Genomic DNA, 19,456 nt, shown 5'->3' with positions numbered 1-19,456 from the left:
CGCCTAGTATCGGCAATGCCTCGGAATATGCACGCGCCGCCAGCTGGATGAGCCCTCCCTGACCACCACGCGGCGCGCCATTGTCTGATAAGACGCTGGAATGTCGATGATGCGCCGTTGCTCCGGCCGCACCTGCACCTCTTCGGCGACGCTCTCGTATTCGGCGGGGAGGACAACGCGCCGCCGGCGTTCCGGCTCAACCACGACGATCTCGGCCACACGTTCATAGCGCGCCTTGTGCCTGACCTTGCACAGGACCTTGCGACCATTGATGATGCGCCATTCCCAGGAATAGCCGCCGTCGTCGACCCTCACGGACCGGTAGATGGTGCGGGTGATGGCGGGCGCGATCTCGTAGCTGACGCGCGCCGGCGCGATCTGCACTACGCGCTCGCGCGTCCCGTAGATTGGCGCCTCGTATTCCACCTGCTGGCCGGCCGGACTGACGAGCACGTCCTCATAGACCGTGTCGTAGACGGCCGGCCGGTTGACCTTCTCGTAGCATTCAACCGCGCGTCCGCTGGCAGCCGTTTCGGATGCCATGCCGAGTACGGCGATGCCGGTAAGAGCCAAGGAAGCAGTTTTCCTGATCATCGCACTCCCCCTGTTTGAACTGCGTGAAGCGGGTTCAACGTTGGATTGTAGGGCAAGCCGCGGCTGGAAAAAGCGGTTTCACCGCTTTTCGTTAAGCGATGCGGTTAAGAAACTGCTAAACAACGGCCAAGCATGAGCGTCCCTTCCGGCGGCAGGAGAGGGCTGCCGGCACGGCGACGGGCGAAACTTGGTTTGGAAACCTTGATTCGACTTAACCGGATGGCTAGGAGAGGCGGCCTTGCGCTAGGGTGAGCCGGCATCCTATTTACACAATAACGATCCAGAACCGATTCTGCCCGATTGCAAATCTCCGGCGCCGGAATCCCATCCTCAAAAAGGGATAGTCCATGAAGAACCCCGTCGAAACCTACATGAACCTCGTTCCGATGGTGGTCGAACAGACCAATCGCGGCGAGCGGGCCTATGACATTTTCTCGCGGCTCCTCAAGGAGCGCATCATTTTCATCACCGGCCCGGTCGAGGACGGCATGGCGACGCTGGTCTGCGCGCAGCTGCTGTTCCTCGAGGCGGAGAATCCGAAGAAGGAAATCAACCTTTATATCAACTCGCCCGGCGGCGTCGTCACCTCCGGCATGGCGATCTACGACACCATGCAGTTCATCAAGCCTGCCGTGTCGACGCTGTGCATCGGCCAGGCCGCATCGATGGGATCGCTGCTCTTGACGGCGGGCCACAAGGACATGCGCTTTGCGACGCCGAACGCCCGCATCATGGTCCACCAGCCGTCCGGCGGCTTCCAGGGCCAGGCCTCCGATATCGAGCGCCATGCCCAGGACATCATCAAGCTGAAGCGCCGCCTCAACGAGGTTTACGTCAAGCACACCGGCAAGAGCTACGATGAGATTGAAAAAACGCTCGACCGTGACCATTTCATGACTGCCGACGAGGCCAGGGATTTCGGCCTCATCGACAAGGTCATTTCGTCACGTGAGCCGGTCGAAGGTATTGCCTTATAGGCACGCGGTGGCCCTGCGGTGGCAGTGAGTGGCGGGGATCACACGCTTTTGGCGCAGCTTGCGGCATTTCGGCCACAATTGGCTGTTCCCTCGACGGGTGCAATTGCCTACGTTAAGGCTATGTTGATTTTCGACGGCTTAGCTTTGCGTGGGGTTGTTCGAATCATTGCCCCGTTTTCCGATTTGTGTTTCGTACGGAATGCGTTGCGGGAGCCGGGGCACTGGCGGCGGCGGATTCCCGCGATAGATTGAATATGCGCCCTTTCAACCAGACCATCGGCGGGCGGCCATGAAAGGACATGAAAATGAGCAAGGTCGGCAACAACAGCGGTGATTCCAAGAACACGCTTTATTGCTCGTTTTGCGGCAAAAGCCAGCACGAAGTGCGCAAGCTGATCGCCGGGCCGACGGTGTTCATCTGCGACGAATGCGTCGAACTGTGCATGGACATCATCCGCGAGGAGAACAAGACCTCGATGGTGAAGTCGCGCGAGGGCGTGCCGACCCCGCAGGAAATCCTAAAGGTTCTCGACGACTATGTCATCGGCCAGCCCTACGCCAAGCGTGTGCTGTCGGTGGCCGTCCACAACCACTACAAGCGCCTCGCCCATGCCGGCAAGAACAACGACGTCGAGCTGGCGAAGTCGAACATCCTGCTGATCGGCCCTACCGGCTGCGGCAAGACGCTGCTGGCGCAGACGCTGGCCCGCATCATCGACGTCCCCTTCACCATGGCCGACGCGACGACGCTGACCGAGGCCGGCTATGTCGGCGAGGACGTCGAGAACATCATCCTGAAGCTGTTGCAGTCGGCCGACTACAATGTCGAGCGCGCCCAGCGCGGCATTGTCTACATCGACGAGATCGACAAGATCTCGCGCAAGTCGGACAATCCCTCGATCACCCGCGATGTGTCGGGCGAGGGCGTGCAGCAGGCACTGCTGAAGATCATGGAAGGCACTGTCGCCTCCGTGCCGCCGCAGGGCGGCCGGAAGCATCCGCAGCAGGAATTCCTGCAGGTCGACACCGCCAACATCCTGTTCATCTGCGGCGGCGCTTTCGCCGGCCTGGACAAGATCATCTCGGATCGTGGCAGGAAGACCTCGATCGGTTTCGGCGCCATCGTCGCTTCGCCCGAGGATCGGCGCACCGGCGATGTTTTCCGCCTGGTCGAGCCTGAGGATCTGTTGAAGTTCGGCCTCATTCCCGAGTTCGTCGGCCGTCTGCCTGTCCTGGCGACGCTGGAGGACCTCGACGAGCCGGCACTGATCCAGATCCTGACCGAGCCGAAGAACGCGCTGGTCAAGCAGTATCAGCGGCTGTTCGAGATGGAGAATGTTGACCTGACCTTCCACGAGAACGCGCTGTCGGCGATCGCCAAGCGCGCCATCGAGCGCAAGACCGGCGCGCGCGGCCTGCGTTCGATCATGGAAGCGATCCTCCTCGACACCATGTTCGAGCTGCCGGCGCTGGAAGGCGTGCGCGAAGTCGTTATTTCGGAAGAGGTGGTGTCAGGCAACGCCAGGCCGCTCTACATCTATTCCGAGCAGAAGGAAAAGAAGGGCAACGTCAGCGCCTGACGTGAGCCGGCAATGGATTTTTGTGAAACGGCGCCGCAGGGCGCCGTTTTGCTGTCGCACACTGCGTACGGCGCCGCGTAATGGCCGCGGATTGGAGGGACGGACCGTGTTGACCCTTGATCTTTACCCCCTGTGCCTCCAACTAATGGCAGAAGGCCGTGGTGCCGAATTCTGTGCTGTAAAACTCCCGTCACAAACGGTGGTAGGCGGAACGATCCCCGGTCGTTAATATGAGATTCGCGGTTGGCCGATTGGCGGCCGCGACATGAAAGGTTGGACAATGGCCAAATTATCCAAGGCTCCCAGCGACGGCGTCTTCGCAGTCCTCCCACTGCGCGACATCGTGGTGTTCCCGCACATGATCGTTCCGCTCTTCGTCGGGCGTGAAAAGTCGATCAAGGCGCTGGAAGAAGTGATGGGTCAGGAAAAGCAGATCCTGCTTGCGACCCAGATGAATGCCGCCGACGACGATCCGGAGCCCGATGCCATCTTTGACATCGGCACGCTCGCCAATGTGCTGCAATTGCTGAAACTGCCGGACGGCACCGTGAAGGTGCTGGTCGAAGGCGCCTCGCGCGCGAAAATCGTCGCGTTCACCGACCGTCCCGACTTCCATGAAGCCCGTGCTGCGGCGCTGGTCGAACCGGAGGAGGAAGAGGTCGAGGTCGAGGCGCTGGCCCGTTCCGTCGTCACCGACTTCGAGAACTACGTCAAGCTGAACAAGAAGATCTCGCCCGAAGTGGTGGGTGCCGCCAGCCAGATCGACGACTATTCCAAGCTCGCCGACACGGTCGCTTCGCATCTTGCCATCAAGATCCCCGAGAAGCAGGAGATGCTCGCCACGCTTTCCGTCAAGGAACGGCTGGAGAAGGCGATGGGCTTCATGGAAGCCGAAATCTCGGTGCTCCAGGTCGAGAAGCGCATCCGCTCGCGCGTCAAGCGCCAGATGGAGAAGACGCAGCGCGAATACTACCTCAACGAGCAGATGAAGGCGATCCAGAAGGAGCTCGGCGAAGGCGAGGACGGCCGCGACGAGGCCGCCGAGATCGAGGCGCGCATCAAGAAGACCAAGCTCTCCAAGGAGGCCCGCGAAAAGGCAGAAGCCGAACTGAAGAAGCTGCGGACGATGTCGCCGATGTCGGCTGAATCGACCGTCGTGCGCAACTATCTCGACTGGCTGCTGTCGATCCCGTGGGGCAGGAACTCCAAGGTCAAGCAGGATCTGGCCTTTGCCCAGAACGTGCTCGATACGGATCATTTCGGCCTCGACAAGGTCAAGGACCGCATCGTCGAATACCTCGCCGTGCAGAGCCGCCAGAAGAAGCTGAAGGGGCCGATCCTGTGCCTCGTCGGACCTCCCGGCGTCGGCAAGACCTCGCTCGGCAAGTCGATCGCCAAGGCGACCGGTCGTGAGTTCATCCGCATGGCGCTGGGCGGCGTGCGCGACGAGGCCGAGATCCGTGGTCACCGCCGCACCTATATCGGCTCGATGCCCGGCAAGGTCATCCAGTCGATGAAGAAGGCGAAGAAATCCAACCCGCTCTTCCTGCTCGACGAGATCGACAAGATGGGCCAGGATTTCCGCGGCGATCCGTCATCGGCTTTGCTCGAGGTGCTCGATCCCGAGCAGAACTCGACGTTCATGGACCATTACCTCGAGGTCGAATACGACCTGTCGAGCGTGATGTTCGTGACGACGGCGAACACGCTGAACATCCCTGCGCCCTTGATGGACCGCATGGAGATCATCCGTATCGCCGGTTACACCGAGGACGAGAAGATCGAAATCGCCAAGCGTCACCTGATGCCCAAGGTGATCCGCGACCACGCGTTGCAGCCGAAGGAGTTCTCCGTCGGCGAGGACGCGATCCGCGGCATCATCCAGACCTACACCCGTGAAGCGGGCGTCAGGAGCCTGGAGCGCGAGCTGATGAAGCTCGGGCGCAAGGCGGTGACCGAGATCCTGAAGACGAAGAAGAAGACGATCAACATCACGGCGGACAATCTTGCCGATTACCTTGGTGTTCCGCGCTTTCGCTTCGGCCAGGTCGAGAGCGACGATCAGGTCGGCGTGGTCACCGGGCTCGCCTGGACGGAAGTCGGCGGCGAGCTGTTGACGGTGGAAGGCGTCATGATGCCCGGCAAGGGCCGCATGACGGTGACCGGCAATCTGCGCGACGTGATGAAGGAATCGATCTCGGCGGCGGCCTCTTACGTCCGCTCGCGGGCCATCGATTTCGGCGTCGAGCCGCCGCTGTTCGACAAGCGCGATATCCACGTGCACGTGCCAGAAGGCGCAACGCCTAAGGACGGACCGTCGGCTGGCGTGGCGATGGCGACGGCGATCGTCTCGGTGTTGACCGGTATCCCGGTCAAGGCCGATGTGGCGATGACCGGCGAGATCACGCTGCGCGGCAGGGTGCTGCCGATCGGCGGCCTTAAGGAAAAGCTGCTTGCCGCACTGCGCGGCGGCATCAAGAAGGTGCTGATCCCGGAAGAGAACGCCAAGGATCTGGCGGAGATTCCGGAGAACGTGAAGAGCGGCATGGAGATCATTCCGGTCTCACGCGTTGGCGAAGTGTTGCGCCATGCGCTGGTGCGCATGCCGGAACCGATCCAGTGGGTCGAACCCGTCAATGCGCCGGCCGTGGTCGATGTCGGAGACGAGGCTGGTAAATCGCTGGCGCATTAGTTCTTGCTAAAGTTGCAATGCACAAAGAGAGAGCCGGGCCTTGAGCCCGGCTTTTTCATGTGAAGAACCCCGGATTTCCGGGCTTTTTTCGACTTTCTTGGCGCTTTTCGACTTGGTTGGCGGAGCGCTTCTTTCTAAAGTCCGTTTCCTGCCGGATGAGTCGAGTGTTCCGGTTTTCTCATGGAAGGGAATTTTTATGAACAAGAACGAACTGGTGTCCGCTGTCGCCGATGCCGCGAGTATTTCGAAGGGTGACGCGCAGTCGGCGGTTGATGCGGTGTTTTCCGTCATCACCGGCGAACTGAAAAAGGGCGGCGATGTCCGGCTTGTCGGCTTCGGAAATTTCACCGTGTCAAAACGCGCCGCGTCGACCGGCCGCAATCCGCAGACCGGTGCGGAAGTGAAGATCCCGGCGCGCACCGTGCCGAAGTTCTCGGCCGGCAAGGGCCTCAAGGACGCGGTCAACTAAGCGCCCTCCTAAAGTCTTTCAGAGAAAAGAAAAGCCGGCATATCCGGTTTTTCTTTTCTGTGCCCGCAGGTCGTTGGAAAGGCGGCGCTATGCCGTCGGCGCATCCGTGCGCATCAAGCCTTCTTTCTTGAGATCGGCCCACAGCGCCGATGGCAGTTTTGTGTCGAGCAGCGAGCGATTGCTTTCGACTTCGCCCGGCCGCTGGCCGCCCGGGACTACCGACACGACCGAAGGATGCAGCAGCGGGAACTGCAGTGCCGCCTCGATCAGGCGCACGCCGTGGCGCTTGCAGACGGCCTCGATGCGGGTGACGCGGTCGATGATATCCTGCGGCGCCTCCGAATAATTGTAGTAGGCGCCGGGCTTCGGCCCGGTTGCCAGGATGCCGGAATTGTACGGCCCGCCGAGAACGATGCCGATGCCGCGTTGCTGGCATAGAGGCAGGAAAGACTGCAGCGCCTCCTGCTCCAGCAGCGTATAGCGCCCGGCAAGCAGGAACAGGTCGAAATCGCCGCGCTCGGCCAGCGTCTGGGCAACCGGCCACTCATTGATGCCGCCGCCGAACGCCTTGATCACGCCCTGGTCGCGCAGTGCCAGCAATCCATAGTAGCCCGAGCTCATGAATTCCTGGATGCGCTGGTCCGAGGCTTCCTTGCTGCCATGGGTGAAGATGTCGACATCGTGCACGAAGAGGATGTCGATGCGGTCGACGCCGAGCCGTTCCAGCGAGGCTTCGAACGAGCGCATGACGCCGTCATAGCTGTAGTCGTAGGCCTCGCGGCGCGACGGCGTGTCGAAGAACTTGCCGATGCCGGTGCGCTGTTCCGGCGGGCAGGCGCGCATGATGCGCCCGACCTTGCTCGACAGCACGTAGTCGTCGCGCCTCTTCGAACGCAGGAACGGATTAAGCCGCGTTTCTGCGAGGCCGAGCCCATAGAGCGGTGCTGTGTCGTAGTAGCGGCAGCCGACCCGCCATGCCGCCTCCAGCGTGGCATTGGCATCCTCATCGGACACGGCGCGATAGAGATTGCCGAGCGGCGCGGTGCCGAAGCCGAGCTCGGTGAAGTTGATGCCGCCATTGCCGATGCGGTCGAAATGCCGTGTCTTCATATGCTGTCGTTTCCTCATTTGCGATTTGCCGTGACACTATCACGGCTGTAGCGCATCAAAAGCACTGCGTGCCGTTGGACACCAATTTTCGCGGTGATAGCATGAATGAAAACAAGCTGTTCGGGGCAAATGTGACTGAGATGTTCATGTGGTTCTCCGGTACCTGCAAGCTGGTGCAAATGTCATGACGGACGACGGCGAAAACCTGTTTGGGATTGCGCTGAGCGAGCTTGGCACCGTGCTGGAGCGTATCAACGAAAGCCGCATTGACGCGGCTTGCGCCATCTTGGCCGGCGCGAAAAAGATCGTCACCTATGGCTGCGGCCGCGAGGCGCTGCAGGTCCAGGGTTTTGCCATGCGGCTCTACCATCTCGGTCTGCCGGTGTCGGTCGTCGGCGACATGACCACGCCGCCGCTGGGCGCGGGCGATGTCTTCCTCGCCAGCTCCGGCCCGGGCGAGACATCGACGGTGCTGACCTTGATGCGGGTCGCGCGCGAGGCCGGTGCCGTCGTCCTGCTGCTCACCGCGCAAGCCGACAGCACTGCCGCGAAGCTGGCCGACTTCACGCTGCTTATCCCGGCTCAGACCATGGCCGACGACCAGGGTCCGGAAAAGACATCCGTCCTGCCGATGGGCTCGGTGTTCGAAGGCGCGCTGTTCGTCCTCTTCGAAGTGATGGTGCTGAAGCTCAGGGATCTGACCGGCGTCTCGCCGGAAGCGATGCGCGCCCGCCACACCAATATGGAGTAGGTGTCATGCGCTACGAACTGATGCTGCCGCACCAGATCCGCAAGGCGATCGCCGAGAACCGGCCGGTCGTGTTGCCGCTCGGTGTGCTCGAATATCACGGCGAGCACATGGCCGTCGGCATGGACACGCTGGCCGTGGTCAAGAGCCTGGAACTGTTCGAAACGGAGGCCGAAATCGTCATTCTGCCGCCCTTCTATTACGGCGCGGCAAGCTATGCCGTTGCGGCGCCGGAAGGCAGCGGCTCGGTGCAGGTCGGCGGCAATGTGCTGGCGCCATTTGCGGAAGAATTGTTCTACAGCTTGCTGCGCATTGGCTTCCGCAACATCCACGCCATCATTCACCACCAAACCGAGAATTTTGCTGCCGGCATGCCAACCGATCTCGCCTTCAAGGGCGCCGGCCGACAAGCGATCTTCCGCTTCCTGGAGAAAGAACGCGGCGAAGGCTGGTGGGGCTCTGCGGCGATGGCTGACTATTATGCCGAGCACGCCGAGGGCAGCAATTTCTTCAACTGGGTACAGGTGCATCCGCTGATGCCGGCTTCAATGCACAGCCAGTACCCGTTCGACCATGCCGGCACCGGCGAGACGTCACTGATGCTGGCGCTGTGCCCGGAAGCGGTGGATGCCGGCCGCTTCGCCGACAACACCGGCTGGTACACGGCAAGTGCGCCCGAAGCCTCGGCGGAACTGGGGCAAAAAGGGGTTGCCATGATCCTCGATCATTTGCGGGCAACACTTTTGGGTTAGTGCGGTTTTTCCTTCTCCCGGCGCAGTTATTTCACCGCGCCCGCGGTCATGCCCATGATCAGGTAACGCTCGAGCGCGATCCCGATGACGGCGAGCGGTGTGATGGCCGCGGTGGCAAGCGCTGCCATCGACCACCAGTTGATGCCTTGTGAGCCGGTCTGGCTCGCCACCATGACAGGAATGGTCTTGGCATCGGTCGAGGTCAAAAGCGCGGCGAAGAAATACTCGTTCCAGCACAGCACCATCGCCAGGATGAAGGCGGCGACCATGCCCGGCAGCGCGATCGGCATGACAATGCGCAAGAAGGCGCCCCAGATCGACAGGCCATCGACGAGTGCTGCCTCCTCCAGCTCGACAGGGATCGAATTGAACTGGTCGCGCATGATCCAGATGACGATCGGCAGCACCATCAGCGTGTAGAGCAGGATCAGCCCGACGCGCGTGTCGAGCAGGCCGACTTCCCGGTAGAGCACGAGGAAGGGCAGGGCCAGTACCACCGGCGGCAGGATCAGCTGCGACAGGAAGAAGAAGGAAATGTCCTCGTTCCTGAACCAGGCGAACTTGTAACGATAGCGGGTCAGCCCATAGGCGGCGAGGCTGCCGATGACGATGGCCAGGGTCGACGCGCCGACCGAAGTGATGACCGAATTCATGAAGCGCTTGATGAATTCGTCGCGCACCGTCGACGTCCGAAAGATCGAGTCCGGCGACAGGCCAAGCGAACGCCAGCCCTTCCAGTCGGGTTTGAAATCGACGAACGGGATCAGATGGCCCTGGGTGACGTCGACCGCGGTCTTGAACGAGGTGGTTATCGTCCAATAGATTGGGAACAGGCAGATGAAGGCCCAGAAGATGAGGGCACCGTAGATGAAGACGCGGTTGGCGAAGAACGCCGCCGGCGAGCGGATTTCGGAGGCGGCAAAGTCGGTGGTTTGAACGCTCATCTTGCCGGCCCGATCAGTTGACGTTGCGCACGAAGCGGCTGGCGAATTTCAGCAGCCAGGTCACGAAGACAATGATGATGACCAAATAGGCCATCGCCAGCATCGTGCCGTAGCCGACATTCGAGCGGTCGCGATATTCGCGGTAGATGAAGCTCGACACCGAATCAGTCGCGCCGCCCGGGCCGCCGGAGGTGACAGTGATGATGATATCGGCGAGCTTCAGCTTGAAGATGATGCGCAGGATGACCGCCGTCACCGACACCGGCAGCATCAGCGGGAAGGTGACTTGCCAGAAAGTCTGCCAGGCGGTGGCGCCATCGACACGCGCCGCCTCGAGCACCTCGCGCGACATCGCCTGCAGGCCGGCGAGCAGCATGATCATCATGAACGGGATGAACGTCCAGGCATCGAGCACCATGATCGAAATGCGGGCGGTGATCGGATTGGAGAAGAAGGCCGGGTTTTCCCAGCCGAGATGCCGCGCCAGCGTTGCGGCGGGCCCGAAGCGGTATTCCATCAGCGACTTGCCGATCATCCACGACACAGCCACCGGCGACAGCATCAGGGGCATGAGGAAGACGACGCGGAAGAATTTTCGCGCCCGGATCTGCGCGTTGAGCAGCAGCGCCAGGCCAAAGGCGATGACATATTCGACGAACACGGCCAGCACGTAGAGCACCATGTTGAACAGGGCGTTGCGATAATAGGCGTCGTTCAGCATCTGCCAGAAATTGTCGAGCCCGTTGAACTGCCGGCCGCTGAAGGAACTGAGGTTCCAGTCGGTCAGCGCGATGTAGAAGCCGAACAATGTCGGGAAGATCACCATGGCAATGGTGAACAGCAGCGCCGGCAGCAGGAACAACGCGCGCTGGCCATTCTCGCCGCGCGTCAGCACCTGGCCGATGCCGAGCGCGACACCCCACAGCACATAGGCGTAGACCACCGGCCGCCACGTCTCGAAGCCGATAGTGTCGACATCGCTCTTGTAAAGGATCTGCAGCGCAATCACCGCCAGAAGGCCTAGCGTTGCAGCAGCCATCAGCGCCCAGCCAAGCCGTTTGCGGCTCCGCGGTATCAGGTCGGATGGCACGGCGCCTGCCGGCCATTCACTTGTCGACAGAGTCTGGTCAGCCAGGGTCCGGTCAGCCACGCGTCTTGCCCGTTCACAGGAGGCTCGATGACCGGCCGAGCCGGTCGAGGCCAAGTCGGTCAAGGGGAGGTCCGGCGGCTGTACGCCGCCGGACCAAGTTTCACTATCTCAACCTACATGCCGAGTGAGGCCTTGTAGAGCTTGATCTGGTTGTCGCGGCCGATCTGGTCGGTCAGCTTCTCCCAGGCGGCTGCGATGGCGTCGGCGCCTTCCTGCGCCTTCATCTTGCCGGCAAAGGTGTTGGCCAAAATGTCCTCGGCGGCGCTGTAATACTGGAAGATGCCGGGGATACGCGGCTCGATCGCCGCGTTCGGATGGTTGTAGCTGTCGGCTTCCGACTTCAGATACGAGGTGATGAACGCCTCGTCGTAGCCCGCCGCCACCCATTCCGGAATGTTGAAATGCGAGTTGCGATAGGGCTGGAAACCCGACGGATAGGCCGCGCACCAGAGCGACAGGTCCTTGCCGCCGAGATGGGCGGCGGCAGACCAGGCCGCCTTCTTCTTCTTTTCGTCGCCGTCGACGCGGGCCATGACATAGACGCCCCAGCCGAGATAGGCGCAGTTCGGCGCATGGTTCGGCCCGCTGGCGAGCTTGTCCCACTGGCCGGTCTTGGAGTTGTAGACATCGTCCGAGCCCGGCAGGATCGAGAAGCCGGTGATGTCGCCGACGACCGAGGAATCGTTGGTCTTGACGTTCGAACCGACGTCGCCCCACCAGGTGACCATCGAACCGGTGCCTGCCAGGAATTGCTGGAAGGCGGTGGTATTCGGGTCGGCGTTGATCTGGTCGGCAGGTTCGGAGGGCAGGGCATCGATGACGTCCTGGATCGCCCGCACCCATGCCGGATTGTTGACGCGCGGCTTCATCGTGTCGGCATCGAACAGCCATGCCTTGTCATCGGGATGCTTGGCGTAGGCGCTGGCGCGGCTGCCGAGGAAATAGAAGCCGAAACCGCCCCAGGGCTTGGGCGCATCGAGGTAGCCAAAGACATCCTGGCCGTTCACCTGCTTGCCCTTGAGGAATTTCGTCACCGCCTGCACCTGCTGCCAGGTCTTCGGCACGCCCCATTCGCCTTCTCCGCCGCCGTCCTTCCAGGCTTTGGCGAGGTCGGCATCGGCGAACACGTCGGTGCGGTAGTTGAAGTTATGCGCGTCGCCGTCAACGGTGACGCGATATTGCTTGCCGTCCCAGGTGCCGACCGGCGGCTGCAGATAGGCCACGACGTCCTTCATGTCGATCTGGTCCTTGACCCAGTCCGGCATCTCGGAGGTGAGACCCTTGCCGCAGACGTCGCCTTCGAACGGTGCTCCCATTTCGATGATGTCGAAATCGACGGTGCCGGTCGCAATCGACTGCTGCAGGCGGGCGTTGTAGTCAGCCTGCGCCAGGTCGATCCAGTTGATCTTGGCGCCGGTATAGGTCTCCCACGGCTTCAGGAAGCCGCGAAACAGCACATTGTGCAGGTTCTGATTGTTGAGGCCCATGAAGGTGAGTTCGACACCGGCGAATTCGCCTTCCTTGACATTGGCCTTGGTGGCGCCCAGGCAAAGCTCGCCGACCTGCTGGAAATCGGCATCGGTCGGCTGACCCTTGCCGACGCCCGGGATCTGCAGGATCTGCGCGCGCAGGTCATCGGCGGCCGCAGCCGGGCGCGTCAGGGCACCAAGTCCGGCGCTTGAGGCCGCGGCGAGGGCGGCCATGCTGGCCGCTCCCTTCAGCACGTCGCGGCGGGTGGCCCCGGCGCGGACAAGTTGGTTAAAAAGGCTGACTTTCATCTCGTTCCTCCCAGAAGATCAATCGTGAATTGGTTCAGATGGTGGAGCGCCGATTATGTTCCCCAACGACAGCGACTCCCGTAAATAGCGGCCCGAATTCTCCCTCCCGCGACGCCTCGCATTGAGTGCCGGACAAGCGTACCGGTGCGCCCGTAACAGGGTCATAAGCCGGGCACTGTCACTATTCGCACAACGAAGTGCGGTGTCAACGTGAATGGGTTTTTTATCTATAAGAGACCGACTTGCCCTCGCCGTTTGCGTTGTTTAGCTTCACGGCAACTGAAGGGGGAATGATGGCTCAAGTCGCGATCCGCAATGTGGCCAAGGCGTTCGGAACCGTCAAGGTTCTGCACGATGTCAGCGTCGACATCGCCGACGGACAGTTCGTGGTGCTGGTCGGGCCTTCCGGCTGCGGCAAGTCCACGCTGCTGAGGATGGTGGCCGGGCTGGAAACGGTTTCCGGCGGCACCATCGCCATCGGCGAGCGCGTCGTCAACCATTTGCCGCCGGCCAAGCGCGACATCGCCATGGTGTTCCAGAACTACGCGCTCTATCCGCACAAGACGGTCGAGCAGAACATGGCCTTTGCTCTCAAGCTGCGCAAAACTGATCCGGCGGTGGTCACTGAGCGGGTCAAGCGCGCCGCCGACATCCTCGACCTCAACCCCTACCTCAAGCGCTATCCGCGCCAGCTCTCGGGTGGCCAGCGCCAGCGCGTCGCCATGGGTCGCGCCATCGTGCGCAACCCGCAGGTGTTCCTGTTCGACGAGCCGCTCTCCAATCTCGATGCCAAGCTGCGTGTCCAGATGCGCACCGAGATCAAGGAACTGCACCAACGACTGAAGACCACCACCATCTACGTCACCCACGACCAGATCGAGGCCATGACCATGGCCGACAAGATCGTGGTGATGCGCGACGGTCGCATCGAACAGGTCGGCGCGCCGCTGGAATTGTTCGACCGGCCGGCCAATCTGTTTGTCGCCGGCTTCATCGGCTCGCCCTCGATGAACCTGCTCAAGGGCGTCGTGCGCAAGGGCGACAAGCCCGTCGTCGAGATCGCCGGGACGCCGTTCCCGATCGCATCGAGCAATACCGTGGAAGATGGCCGCAATGTCGTCTACGGCGTGCGGCCCGAGCATCTCGAAATCCATCCAGATGGTGTCCCAGCGAAGATTTCGGTGGTCGAGCCGACCGGTTCCGAGACTCTCGTGTTCCTGCGCTTCGGCGAGGGCGAGATGGTGGCGCTGTTCCGTGAACGCCACGAGTTCAAGCCGGGCGACACACTGCACCTGAAACCGCGGCTCGACCAGGTGCATCTCTTCGACGCAGAGACCGGCAAGCGGCTCTGATTTCGCCCCAGCAAACCTCGCGAGGAATACCATGCTCAAAGGACTCAATCCCCTGCTCAATGCCGATGTGCTGCAGGCGCTGCGGGCGATGGGACACGGCGACGATCTGATTATCGCCGACACCAATTTCCCGTCCGATTCGGTGGCGCGCCAGACCGTGCTTGGCAAGCTGCTGCGCATCGACGCATCGGCAGCGGAGGTCGTCAAGGCGGTGCTGTCGCTTTATCCGCTGGACACCTTCGTCGACGATGCCGCCGCGCGCATGGAGATCGTCGGCAAGCCGGACGAGATTCCCGCCGTGCAGCAGGAAGTGCAAAAAGAGATCGATGCCGCCGAGGGCAAGGCCTGGCCGATGATCTCGGTCGAGCGCTATGCCTTCTACGAACGCGCCAAGAAGGCCTATTGCGTCATCCAGACCGGCGAGCGCCGCTTCTATGGCTGCTTCGCATTCCGCAAGGGCGTCGTGCCGCCGGATGCGGAGTAGCGACATGCCGGGCAGACCGATCGTTATGAAGCCTGTTGTCATATTGGGCGTCTTCGTCGCCGACACGGCCTACCGCGCCGCCCGCCAGCCGCGCATCGGCGAGACGATCCTGGGCACGTCCTTCACGCTCGGCCCCGGCGGCAAGGGCTCCAACCAGGCGGTGGCGGCCGGCCGGCTCGGCGCCGACGTCACCTTTCTGACCCGCCTCGGCGTCGATCCCTTTGCCGAGATGGCGAGACAGACCTGGAACGCGGCCGGCGTGAAGAGCGCTGTCATCGACACACCGGAAAGCTACACCGGTGCCGCCTATATCTTCATCGAGGAGACGAGCGGCAACAACGCCATTATCGTCAGTCCCGGTGCGGCCATGCTGATTTCGCCCGCCGATATCGAGGCAAATGCCGAACTGATCCGCGCGGCCGGGGTCTTCGTCAGCCAGCTCGAACAGCCGATCGAGGCGGCGATGCGGGCGCTGGAGATCGCGCGTGGGGCAGGGGTGACCACCATCCTCAACCCGGCGCCGGCGGCAAAGCTTCCAGACCGCATCTATACGCTTTGCGACTATGTCACGCCGAACGAAACCGAGGCCGAGGAACTGACCGGCATCAAGGTGTCCTCGATCGACGATGCCCGCCGTGCCGCCGACAGCCTGCTCGAGAAGGGCGTTGGCACGGTCATCGTGACGCTCGGCGAAAAGGGTGCGCTGCTGCACACGGCCGATCGTTCCGAGCATGTCGCAGCGGTCGCCGCCGGCCCGGTGGTCGAGACCACAGGCGCTGGCGACGCCTTCAACGGCGGCCTGGCTGCCGCGCTGTCGAGGGGGATCGAACCTCTGGAAGCGGTGCGCTTCGCCTGCGCCGTCGCCGGCATCTCGGTGACGCGCCCGGGCACCGCGCCGTCCATGCCGACGCTGCAGGAAGTCGAGGCGCTGCTCGCCGAGGGGTGAAGCCCGGCACTGCGGGATGAGACTGTAAGCGGGAGCGAATGGGTTAGACCCGACTCTTGTCCGAGAAGCTATTGTCTTCTGGCTCGACCACAAACAGGCGGGCAGGTCGATGGATGAGGATCAATGCCAGAATTCGAAAGGAATGGACCTAGACTGGGTCACGAAGAAGATGATTTTTGACAAATCAACGTCGACATTTCTCCGACATCAAGGGGACGTGACCCCAAAGGAGAAATGGCGCGAGTGACGGGGCTCGAACCCGCGACCTCCGGCGTGACAGGCCGGCACTCTAACCAACTGAGCTACACCCGCGCATGGACGAGCACGTGTCAGCCGTGTTCGTCGTTGGGGCGGGGGATAAGGGGTAACCCACCGGGTGTCAAGCGGACCCGGACAGCATAACAGCAAACAGGAGAAGGTTTTTTGACAAGCCGAACTTTGTTGCCGAAACCGGCTCCCGGCCAAGCCACTCGCCGCTCATTTGGCCTTGCGAAGCCGGCCCTAACTGCTTAAAGGTCCGGCCCGGGGCGGGCGATTAGCTCAGTTGGTAGAGCGCTTCGTTTACACCGAAGATGTCGGCGGTTCGAGCCCGTCATCGCCCACCATTTTCCTCGATGTGTTCAGTTTGGGCTACACCGCTCAAGCTGATCGCCCAGGTGAGACGCGTCCGACCACTGTGCTACTCGGACTTTGGTCTGATTCAAACTGTCTTTCCGCAGGGACTTAAGTCTGATCTGCTTGCCTCTCATGAGGGAAACGATTGCCGAAAGCTACAACTTGCAGTATCTCAATTGCGTATGGGCATGGGCGGGAGCGAAAATATTCCTGGATGGCTTGCGAGTCATCTTCCGGACGATCCCGTGATCGCAGGAGATCTCGCGGATAAGATATCGAAGGAAGCTGAAAAAAACCGGCTTCCAGGCGAACGGGTTGTGAAGACAACCCGTAACGAAGAAGACACCTTCAAAAAAGAACAAGTCGAAGCTTATCCCGACGCCGCGGTTGCAGGAGTCTTTGCCAGCGGTTCATTCCTCGCCCTGTTGGTATTAGCCATTTATCTGCTTTATGTGCTCTCGATTGTGGCCGGGGGAACGGTCGTGGATGTTCCCTTGCCGCCCATACTGAACTAGTAGACGCTCCGCCAACACTCGGATTAGCCCCGCACCGTGTTGATGCTGGTGACTTTCGTGTCTGCGGTGGAGCACGCGACGAAGGTTTCGTTCCCGCGGCAAAGGTGTTCACGCGGGCAACTGGCTGCTGCAGAACGGCAGCATTGTACTTCCATAGGCCTCCCGGTTCTTTGCAACTTGGGCGATTGGCTTGTCGCAGATCAGCCTGCAATCGCCGGAGCGTGAGCAATCCGTTTCGCCACATAAACACAACGCTTTGATGAATCAGCGTCCTGCACCACCTCAAATCCAATCGCCTTGTAGAACCTTAGCGCGCCATCGTTCTCCGGCATGACTTCGAGGTGGATGCCGGTCGAGCCGCTCGCGGCAAGCCCCTGCTCGAGGAAGGCCATCGCGCGCCGGCCGATGCCTTTCCCGCGCGCCTGCGGCAACAGGTCGATATGGCCATGCGACGGATAGGCGGTCAGCGCAGGCGGAACAGCGAAATCGGGATGATGGACCCGATGCCGCGCCCAGTCGCTGCCGCGCCAGCGCGAGCTGTCGGGTCCGGGGTCTGCCACGCGCCGCTGAAGGTCGGGATACCAGTCTGATGCCAGGCTGGCATTGAAAGCGCCCGTATCGGCCGCGCCAAGCAGGTAGCCGGCCGCACCTGCGGGACTATCGATAATGAAGGCCAGCTCGGGTTCGAGCACCTGGTAGGGAATGGTGTAGAGGAGGCCGAGCAGGTCCGGGTCGTCCTCGCGGCCGCTGGCGTCCTTGCCGGCATCGCCGGTCTTGAGACAGATCATCGCAAGCGCTGCATGATCGGCGGTGGTCGCCCGGCGCAGGAAGAAACCGCCGCCGAAATCGACGATCATGGCGGCAGCAGCCGGAAATCCTTGCCCTCGGGCAAAAGCTGCCCGCCGTCGACGATAATGGTCGTGCCGGTGATGTAGCTGGCGTCGTCGGAGGCCAGGAACAGGAAGGCATTGGCCACGTCGCGCGGGCTGCCGAGGCGGCCGAGCGGGATGGCGTCTTCCATGTTCTTGATGAAGGCCGCACCGCGATGCTGCTCTATGCCTTCGGTGAGGATGTTGCCGGGCTCGACGCCGTTGACGGTGATGCCGTAGCCGGAGAATTCGAGCGCAGCCGAACGGATCAGCCCGTTGATGCCGGCCTTGGTCGCCGAATAATGGCCGTGGCCGGGACTGGTGACATGCGGGCCGGTGATCGAGGAGGTGAACAGCATGCGGCCAAAACGCTGTGCCTTCATCGGCACCAGCGCCGCGCGTGCGGCGACAAAGCTGCCGCGCAAATTCACCGCCATGACCCGGTCCCAATCGTCGGGACTGGTGTTTTCCAGCAATTGCCAGGGATAGATGCCGGCATTCTGGACCATGATGTCGAGCCGGCCGTGATGCGCTAGCGCCAGCGCCACGGCGGCTTGCGCATCGGCCATCTGTGAAATGTCGGTGTGTATGAAGGCGGCGCCGAGCTCGTCCGCAGTCGCTTGCCCGGCCTCAACCTCGGTATCGGCCAGGACAAGCGTCGCGCCCTCTTCGGCAAAGCGTTGTGCGATGCCCTTGCCGATGCCGCGCGCACTTCCGACGATCAGCGCGACCTTACCTTCCAGACGGCCGGTCATGCGAGCCTCTGGCGGATGGTTTGCTTGAAGGCGTCGAGCAGCACGGCGGCGAGGACGAGCAGGCCGTGGATCACCTGGGTGAAGTTGGCCGGCAGGCCCATCAAATTAATCGCCGTATTGATGGCGGAGAGCAGCAGCACGCCGGCATAGACACCGGGCAAGGTGCCGACGCCGCCCTTCAGGCTGACGCCACCGATGACGACCGCGGCGAAGGCGTTGAACAACAGGCCGACGCCCAGATTGGCGGTGGCGCCGGAGGTACGGATTGCCAGCAGCCAGCCGGCAAGGCCGGCGATGGCACCGGCGAGAACAAAGGCTATGACCAGGTTGCGATTGACGCGGATGCCGGCGCGGAACGTCGCCGTCTCGTTGCCGCCGATCATGACCAGGTGCCTGCCAAAGGGCGTCTTGGCCATGATCAGCGAGAACACCACGAAGCACGCAATGGCGATCCAGGCCGTCAACGGCAGGCCGCCCAGGCGCTGGATGCCGAACCAGCGGATTGCCGGCGCAAGGTCTTGTGCCGAGCGGCCACCGGAGATGACCAGCACCAGGCCGCGTACCCAGATGTAGGAGGCCAGCGTGATGATGAAGGCGCTCATCTTCACCCTGACCACCAGATAGCCGTTGAAAGCGCCGATGAGGGCGCCGACGGCAAGCCCGATGAGCAGCGAAACCGGAACCATCAGCCATTGCGGCTGCAACTGGATGCCAAGGCCGATGCCCGACGAGCAGAACAGGATGCCGACCGCCATGGCGCTGAGCGCCGCCACCGATTCGACCGACAGGTCCATATGGCCGGCGATGATGACCAGCGCCAAGCCGATCGACATGACGCCGAGCACGCTCGAGGCCTCGATGATGTTGGCGAAGATGCCGAGCTGAAAATAGTTCGGGATGAGGATGGAAAAGACCACCAGCACGAAGACCAGCATGAACCAGACAAGATTGTCGAGGATGAACTCGAGGGTTTGGCGCGTGCGAGGGTTCATCTGCGGATCCGGTTGGCGCATGACCCGAAGAACCACTCGGTCGTCGGAAAGATCAGGCGCGGTTGAAAATTGCTGCAGCATTCCCGTGCGCGTCCGTTTGAACGCACCGGGCTGCAGGGCTGGGCTCCGGGCCT

18 protein-coding genes and 2 tRNA genes are annotated in these 19,456 nt (G+C 61.9%); 11 read left to right on the top strand and 9 right to left on the bottom strand.

Features of this window, described 5'->3' with window-relative positions; all coding sequences use genetic code 11:
• Positions 1-3 precede the first annotated feature (3 nt).
• Complete coding sequence (locus NKI50_RS21660; RefSeq protein WP_352717526.1) at positions 4-594, bottom strand: hypothetical protein; 591 nt, start codon at positions 592-594, stop codon at positions 4-6.
• Between the two features lie 347 nt (positions 595-941).
• Between NKI50_RS21660 and NKI50_RS21655 the strand changes: the two genes are divergently transcribed.
• The 4 genes from NKI50_RS21655 to NKI50_RS21640 all read left to right on the top strand — a co-directional run bounded on the left by NKI50_RS21655 (position 942) and on the right by NKI50_RS21640 (position 6,312).
• The gene (locus NKI50_RS21655; RefSeq protein ID WP_023674655.1) at positions 942-1,571 is read left to right on the top strand and encodes an ATP-dependent Clp protease proteolytic subunit; all 630 of its coding nucleotides are present in this window, start codon (positions 942-944) and stop codon (positions 1,569-1,571) included.
• 305 nt (positions 1,572-1,876) lie between these two features.
• Positions 1,877-3,151: an ATP-dependent Clp protease ATP-binding subunit ClpX gene (gene clpX / locus NKI50_RS21650; RefSeq protein ID WP_006332719.1), complete on the top strand. Its 1,275-nt coding sequence runs from the start codon at positions 1,877-1,879 to the stop codon at positions 3,149-3,151.
• A gap of 280 nt (positions 3,152-3,431) precedes the next feature.
• A complete protein-coding gene (lon, locus tag NKI50_RS21645; RefSeq protein ID WP_023674656.1) occupies positions 3,432-5,843 on the top strand; it encodes an endopeptidase La in 2,412 nt (803 codons plus the stop codon).
• 196 nt (positions 5,844-6,039) lie between these two features.
• Positions 6,040-6,312: an HU family DNA-binding protein gene (locus tag NKI50_RS21640; protein ID WP_006201846.1), complete on the top strand. Its 273-nt coding sequence runs from the start codon at positions 6,040-6,042 to the stop codon at positions 6,310-6,312.
• A gap of 87 nt (positions 6,313-6,399) precedes the next feature.
• On the opposite strand, the gene NKI50_RS21635 is transcribed toward NKI50_RS21640, so the two are convergent.
• Positions 6,400-7,422, bottom strand: coding sequence for an aldo/keto reductase (locus NKI50_RS21635; RefSeq protein ID WP_352640077.1), 1,023 nt, complete (start codon positions 7,420-7,422; stop codon positions 6,400-6,402).
• Between the two features lie 184 nt (positions 7,423-7,606).
• On the opposite strand from NKI50_RS21635, the gene NKI50_RS21630 reads away from it, so the two are divergent.
• Positions 7,607-8,173, top strand: coding sequence for an SIS domain-containing protein (locus tag NKI50_RS21630; RefSeq protein WP_023717330.1), 567 nt, complete (start codon positions 7,607-7,609; stop codon positions 8,171-8,173).
• 5 nt (positions 8,174-8,178) lie between these two features.
• On the top strand, positions 8,179-8,922 hold the full coding sequence (locus NKI50_RS21625) for a creatininase family protein (protein ID WP_352481199.1): 744 nt from the start codon (positions 8,179-8,181) through the stop codon (positions 8,920-8,922).
• 26 nt (positions 8,923-8,948) lie between these two features.
• On the opposite strand, the gene NKI50_RS21620 is transcribed toward NKI50_RS21625, so the two are convergent.
• The 3 genes from NKI50_RS21620 to NKI50_RS21610 all read right to left on the bottom strand — a co-directional run bounded on the left by NKI50_RS21620 (position 8,949) and on the right by NKI50_RS21610 (position 12,794).
• Positions 8,949-9,866, bottom strand: a complete 918-nt coding sequence (locus NKI50_RS21620; RefSeq protein ID WP_352456619.1) for a carbohydrate ABC transporter permease — start codon at positions 9,864-9,866, stop codon at positions 8,949-8,951.
• Positions 9,867-9,879: 13 nt separating this feature from the next.
• On the bottom strand, positions 9,880-11,001 hold the full coding sequence (locus NKI50_RS21615) for a carbohydrate ABC transporter permease (protein WP_352640092.1): 1,122 nt from the start codon (positions 10,999-11,001) through the stop codon (positions 9,880-9,882).
• A gap of 128 nt (positions 11,002-11,129) precedes the next feature.
• Positions 11,130-12,794: an ABC transporter substrate-binding protein gene (locus NKI50_RS21610; RefSeq protein ID WP_352717523.1), complete on the bottom strand. Its 1,665-nt coding sequence runs from the start codon at positions 12,792-12,794 to the stop codon at positions 11,130-11,132.
• Between the two features lie 293 nt (positions 12,795-13,087).
• On the opposite strand from NKI50_RS21610, the gene NKI50_RS21605 reads away from it, so the two are divergent.
• The 3 genes from NKI50_RS21605 to rbsK are packed head-to-tail and all read left to right on the top strand — an operon-like array spanning position 13,088 to position 15,576.
• Positions 13,088-14,146 (top strand): ABC transporter ATP-binding protein, encoded by a 1,059-nt coding sequence (locus NKI50_RS21605; protein ID WP_352640079.1) that lies wholly within the window; start codon positions 13,088-13,090, stop codon positions 14,144-14,146.
• A 31-nt stretch (positions 14,147-14,177) separates the two neighbouring features.
• On the top strand, positions 14,178-14,630 hold the full coding sequence (locus NKI50_RS21600; RefSeq protein ID WP_352640080.1) for an RbsD/FucU family protein: 453 nt from the start codon (positions 14,178-14,180) through the stop codon (positions 14,628-14,630).
• 4 nt (positions 14,631-14,634) lie between these two features.
• Positions 14,635-15,576: a ribokinase gene (rbsK, locus tag NKI50_RS21595; protein ID WP_352640081.1), complete on the top strand. Its 942-nt coding sequence runs from the start codon at positions 14,635-14,637 to the stop codon at positions 15,574-15,576.
• A 235-nt stretch (positions 15,577-15,811) separates the two neighbouring features.
• On the opposite strand, the gene NKI50_RS21590 is transcribed toward rbsK, so the two are convergent.
• Positions 15,812-15,888: transfer RNA gene (locus NKI50_RS21590), tRNA-Asp, on the bottom strand.
• A 217-nt stretch (positions 15,889-16,105) separates the two neighbouring features.
• On the opposite strand from NKI50_RS21590, the gene NKI50_RS21585 reads away from it, so the two are divergent.
• Both NKI50_RS21585 and NKI50_RS21580 read left to right on the top strand, forming a co-directional pair.
• Positions 16,106-16,181, top strand: a tRNA-Val gene (locus tag NKI50_RS21585).
• A gap of 198 nt (positions 16,182-16,379) precedes the next feature.
• The gene (locus tag NKI50_RS21580; RefSeq protein ID WP_352515772.1) at positions 16,380-16,706 is read left to right on the top strand and encodes a hypothetical protein; all 327 of its coding nucleotides are present in this window, start codon (positions 16,380-16,382) and stop codon (positions 16,704-16,706) included.
• 200 nt (positions 16,707-16,906) lie between these two features.
• Here the strand turns inward: NKI50_RS21580 and NKI50_RS21575 are convergent, their stop codons facing one another.
• From NKI50_RS21575 to NKI50_RS21565, 3 genes are read right to left on the bottom strand one after another with little or no spacing between them, the layout of a single operon-like run.
• Positions 16,907-17,563 (bottom strand): GNAT family N-acetyltransferase, encoded by a 657-nt coding sequence (locus NKI50_RS21575; RefSeq protein WP_352495335.1) that lies wholly within the window; start codon positions 17,561-17,563, stop codon positions 16,907-16,909.
• Positions 17,560-18,330, bottom strand: a complete 771-nt coding sequence (locus NKI50_RS21570; RefSeq protein ID WP_352495336.1) for an SDR family oxidoreductase — start codon at positions 18,328-18,330, stop codon at positions 17,560-17,562. The genes NKI50_RS21575 and NKI50_RS21570 overlap by 4 nt, the downstream gene beginning before the upstream one ends.
• A complete protein-coding gene (locus NKI50_RS21565) occupies positions 18,327-19,322 on the bottom strand; it encodes an ABC transporter permease (protein ID WP_352717520.1) in 996 nt (331 codons plus the stop codon). The genes NKI50_RS21570 and NKI50_RS21565 overlap by 4 nt, the downstream gene beginning before the upstream one ends.
• Positions 19,323-19,456 lie beyond the last annotated feature (134 nt).

Source organism: Mesorhizobium sp. M0563 (assembly GCF_040321065.1).
Classification (GTDB): Bacteria; Pseudomonadota; Alphaproteobacteria; order Rhizobiales; family Rhizobiaceae; genus Mesorhizobium.
Note: the sequence above shows the minus strand (reverse complement) of the source record. Positions and strands in the feature narration are given on the sequence as shown.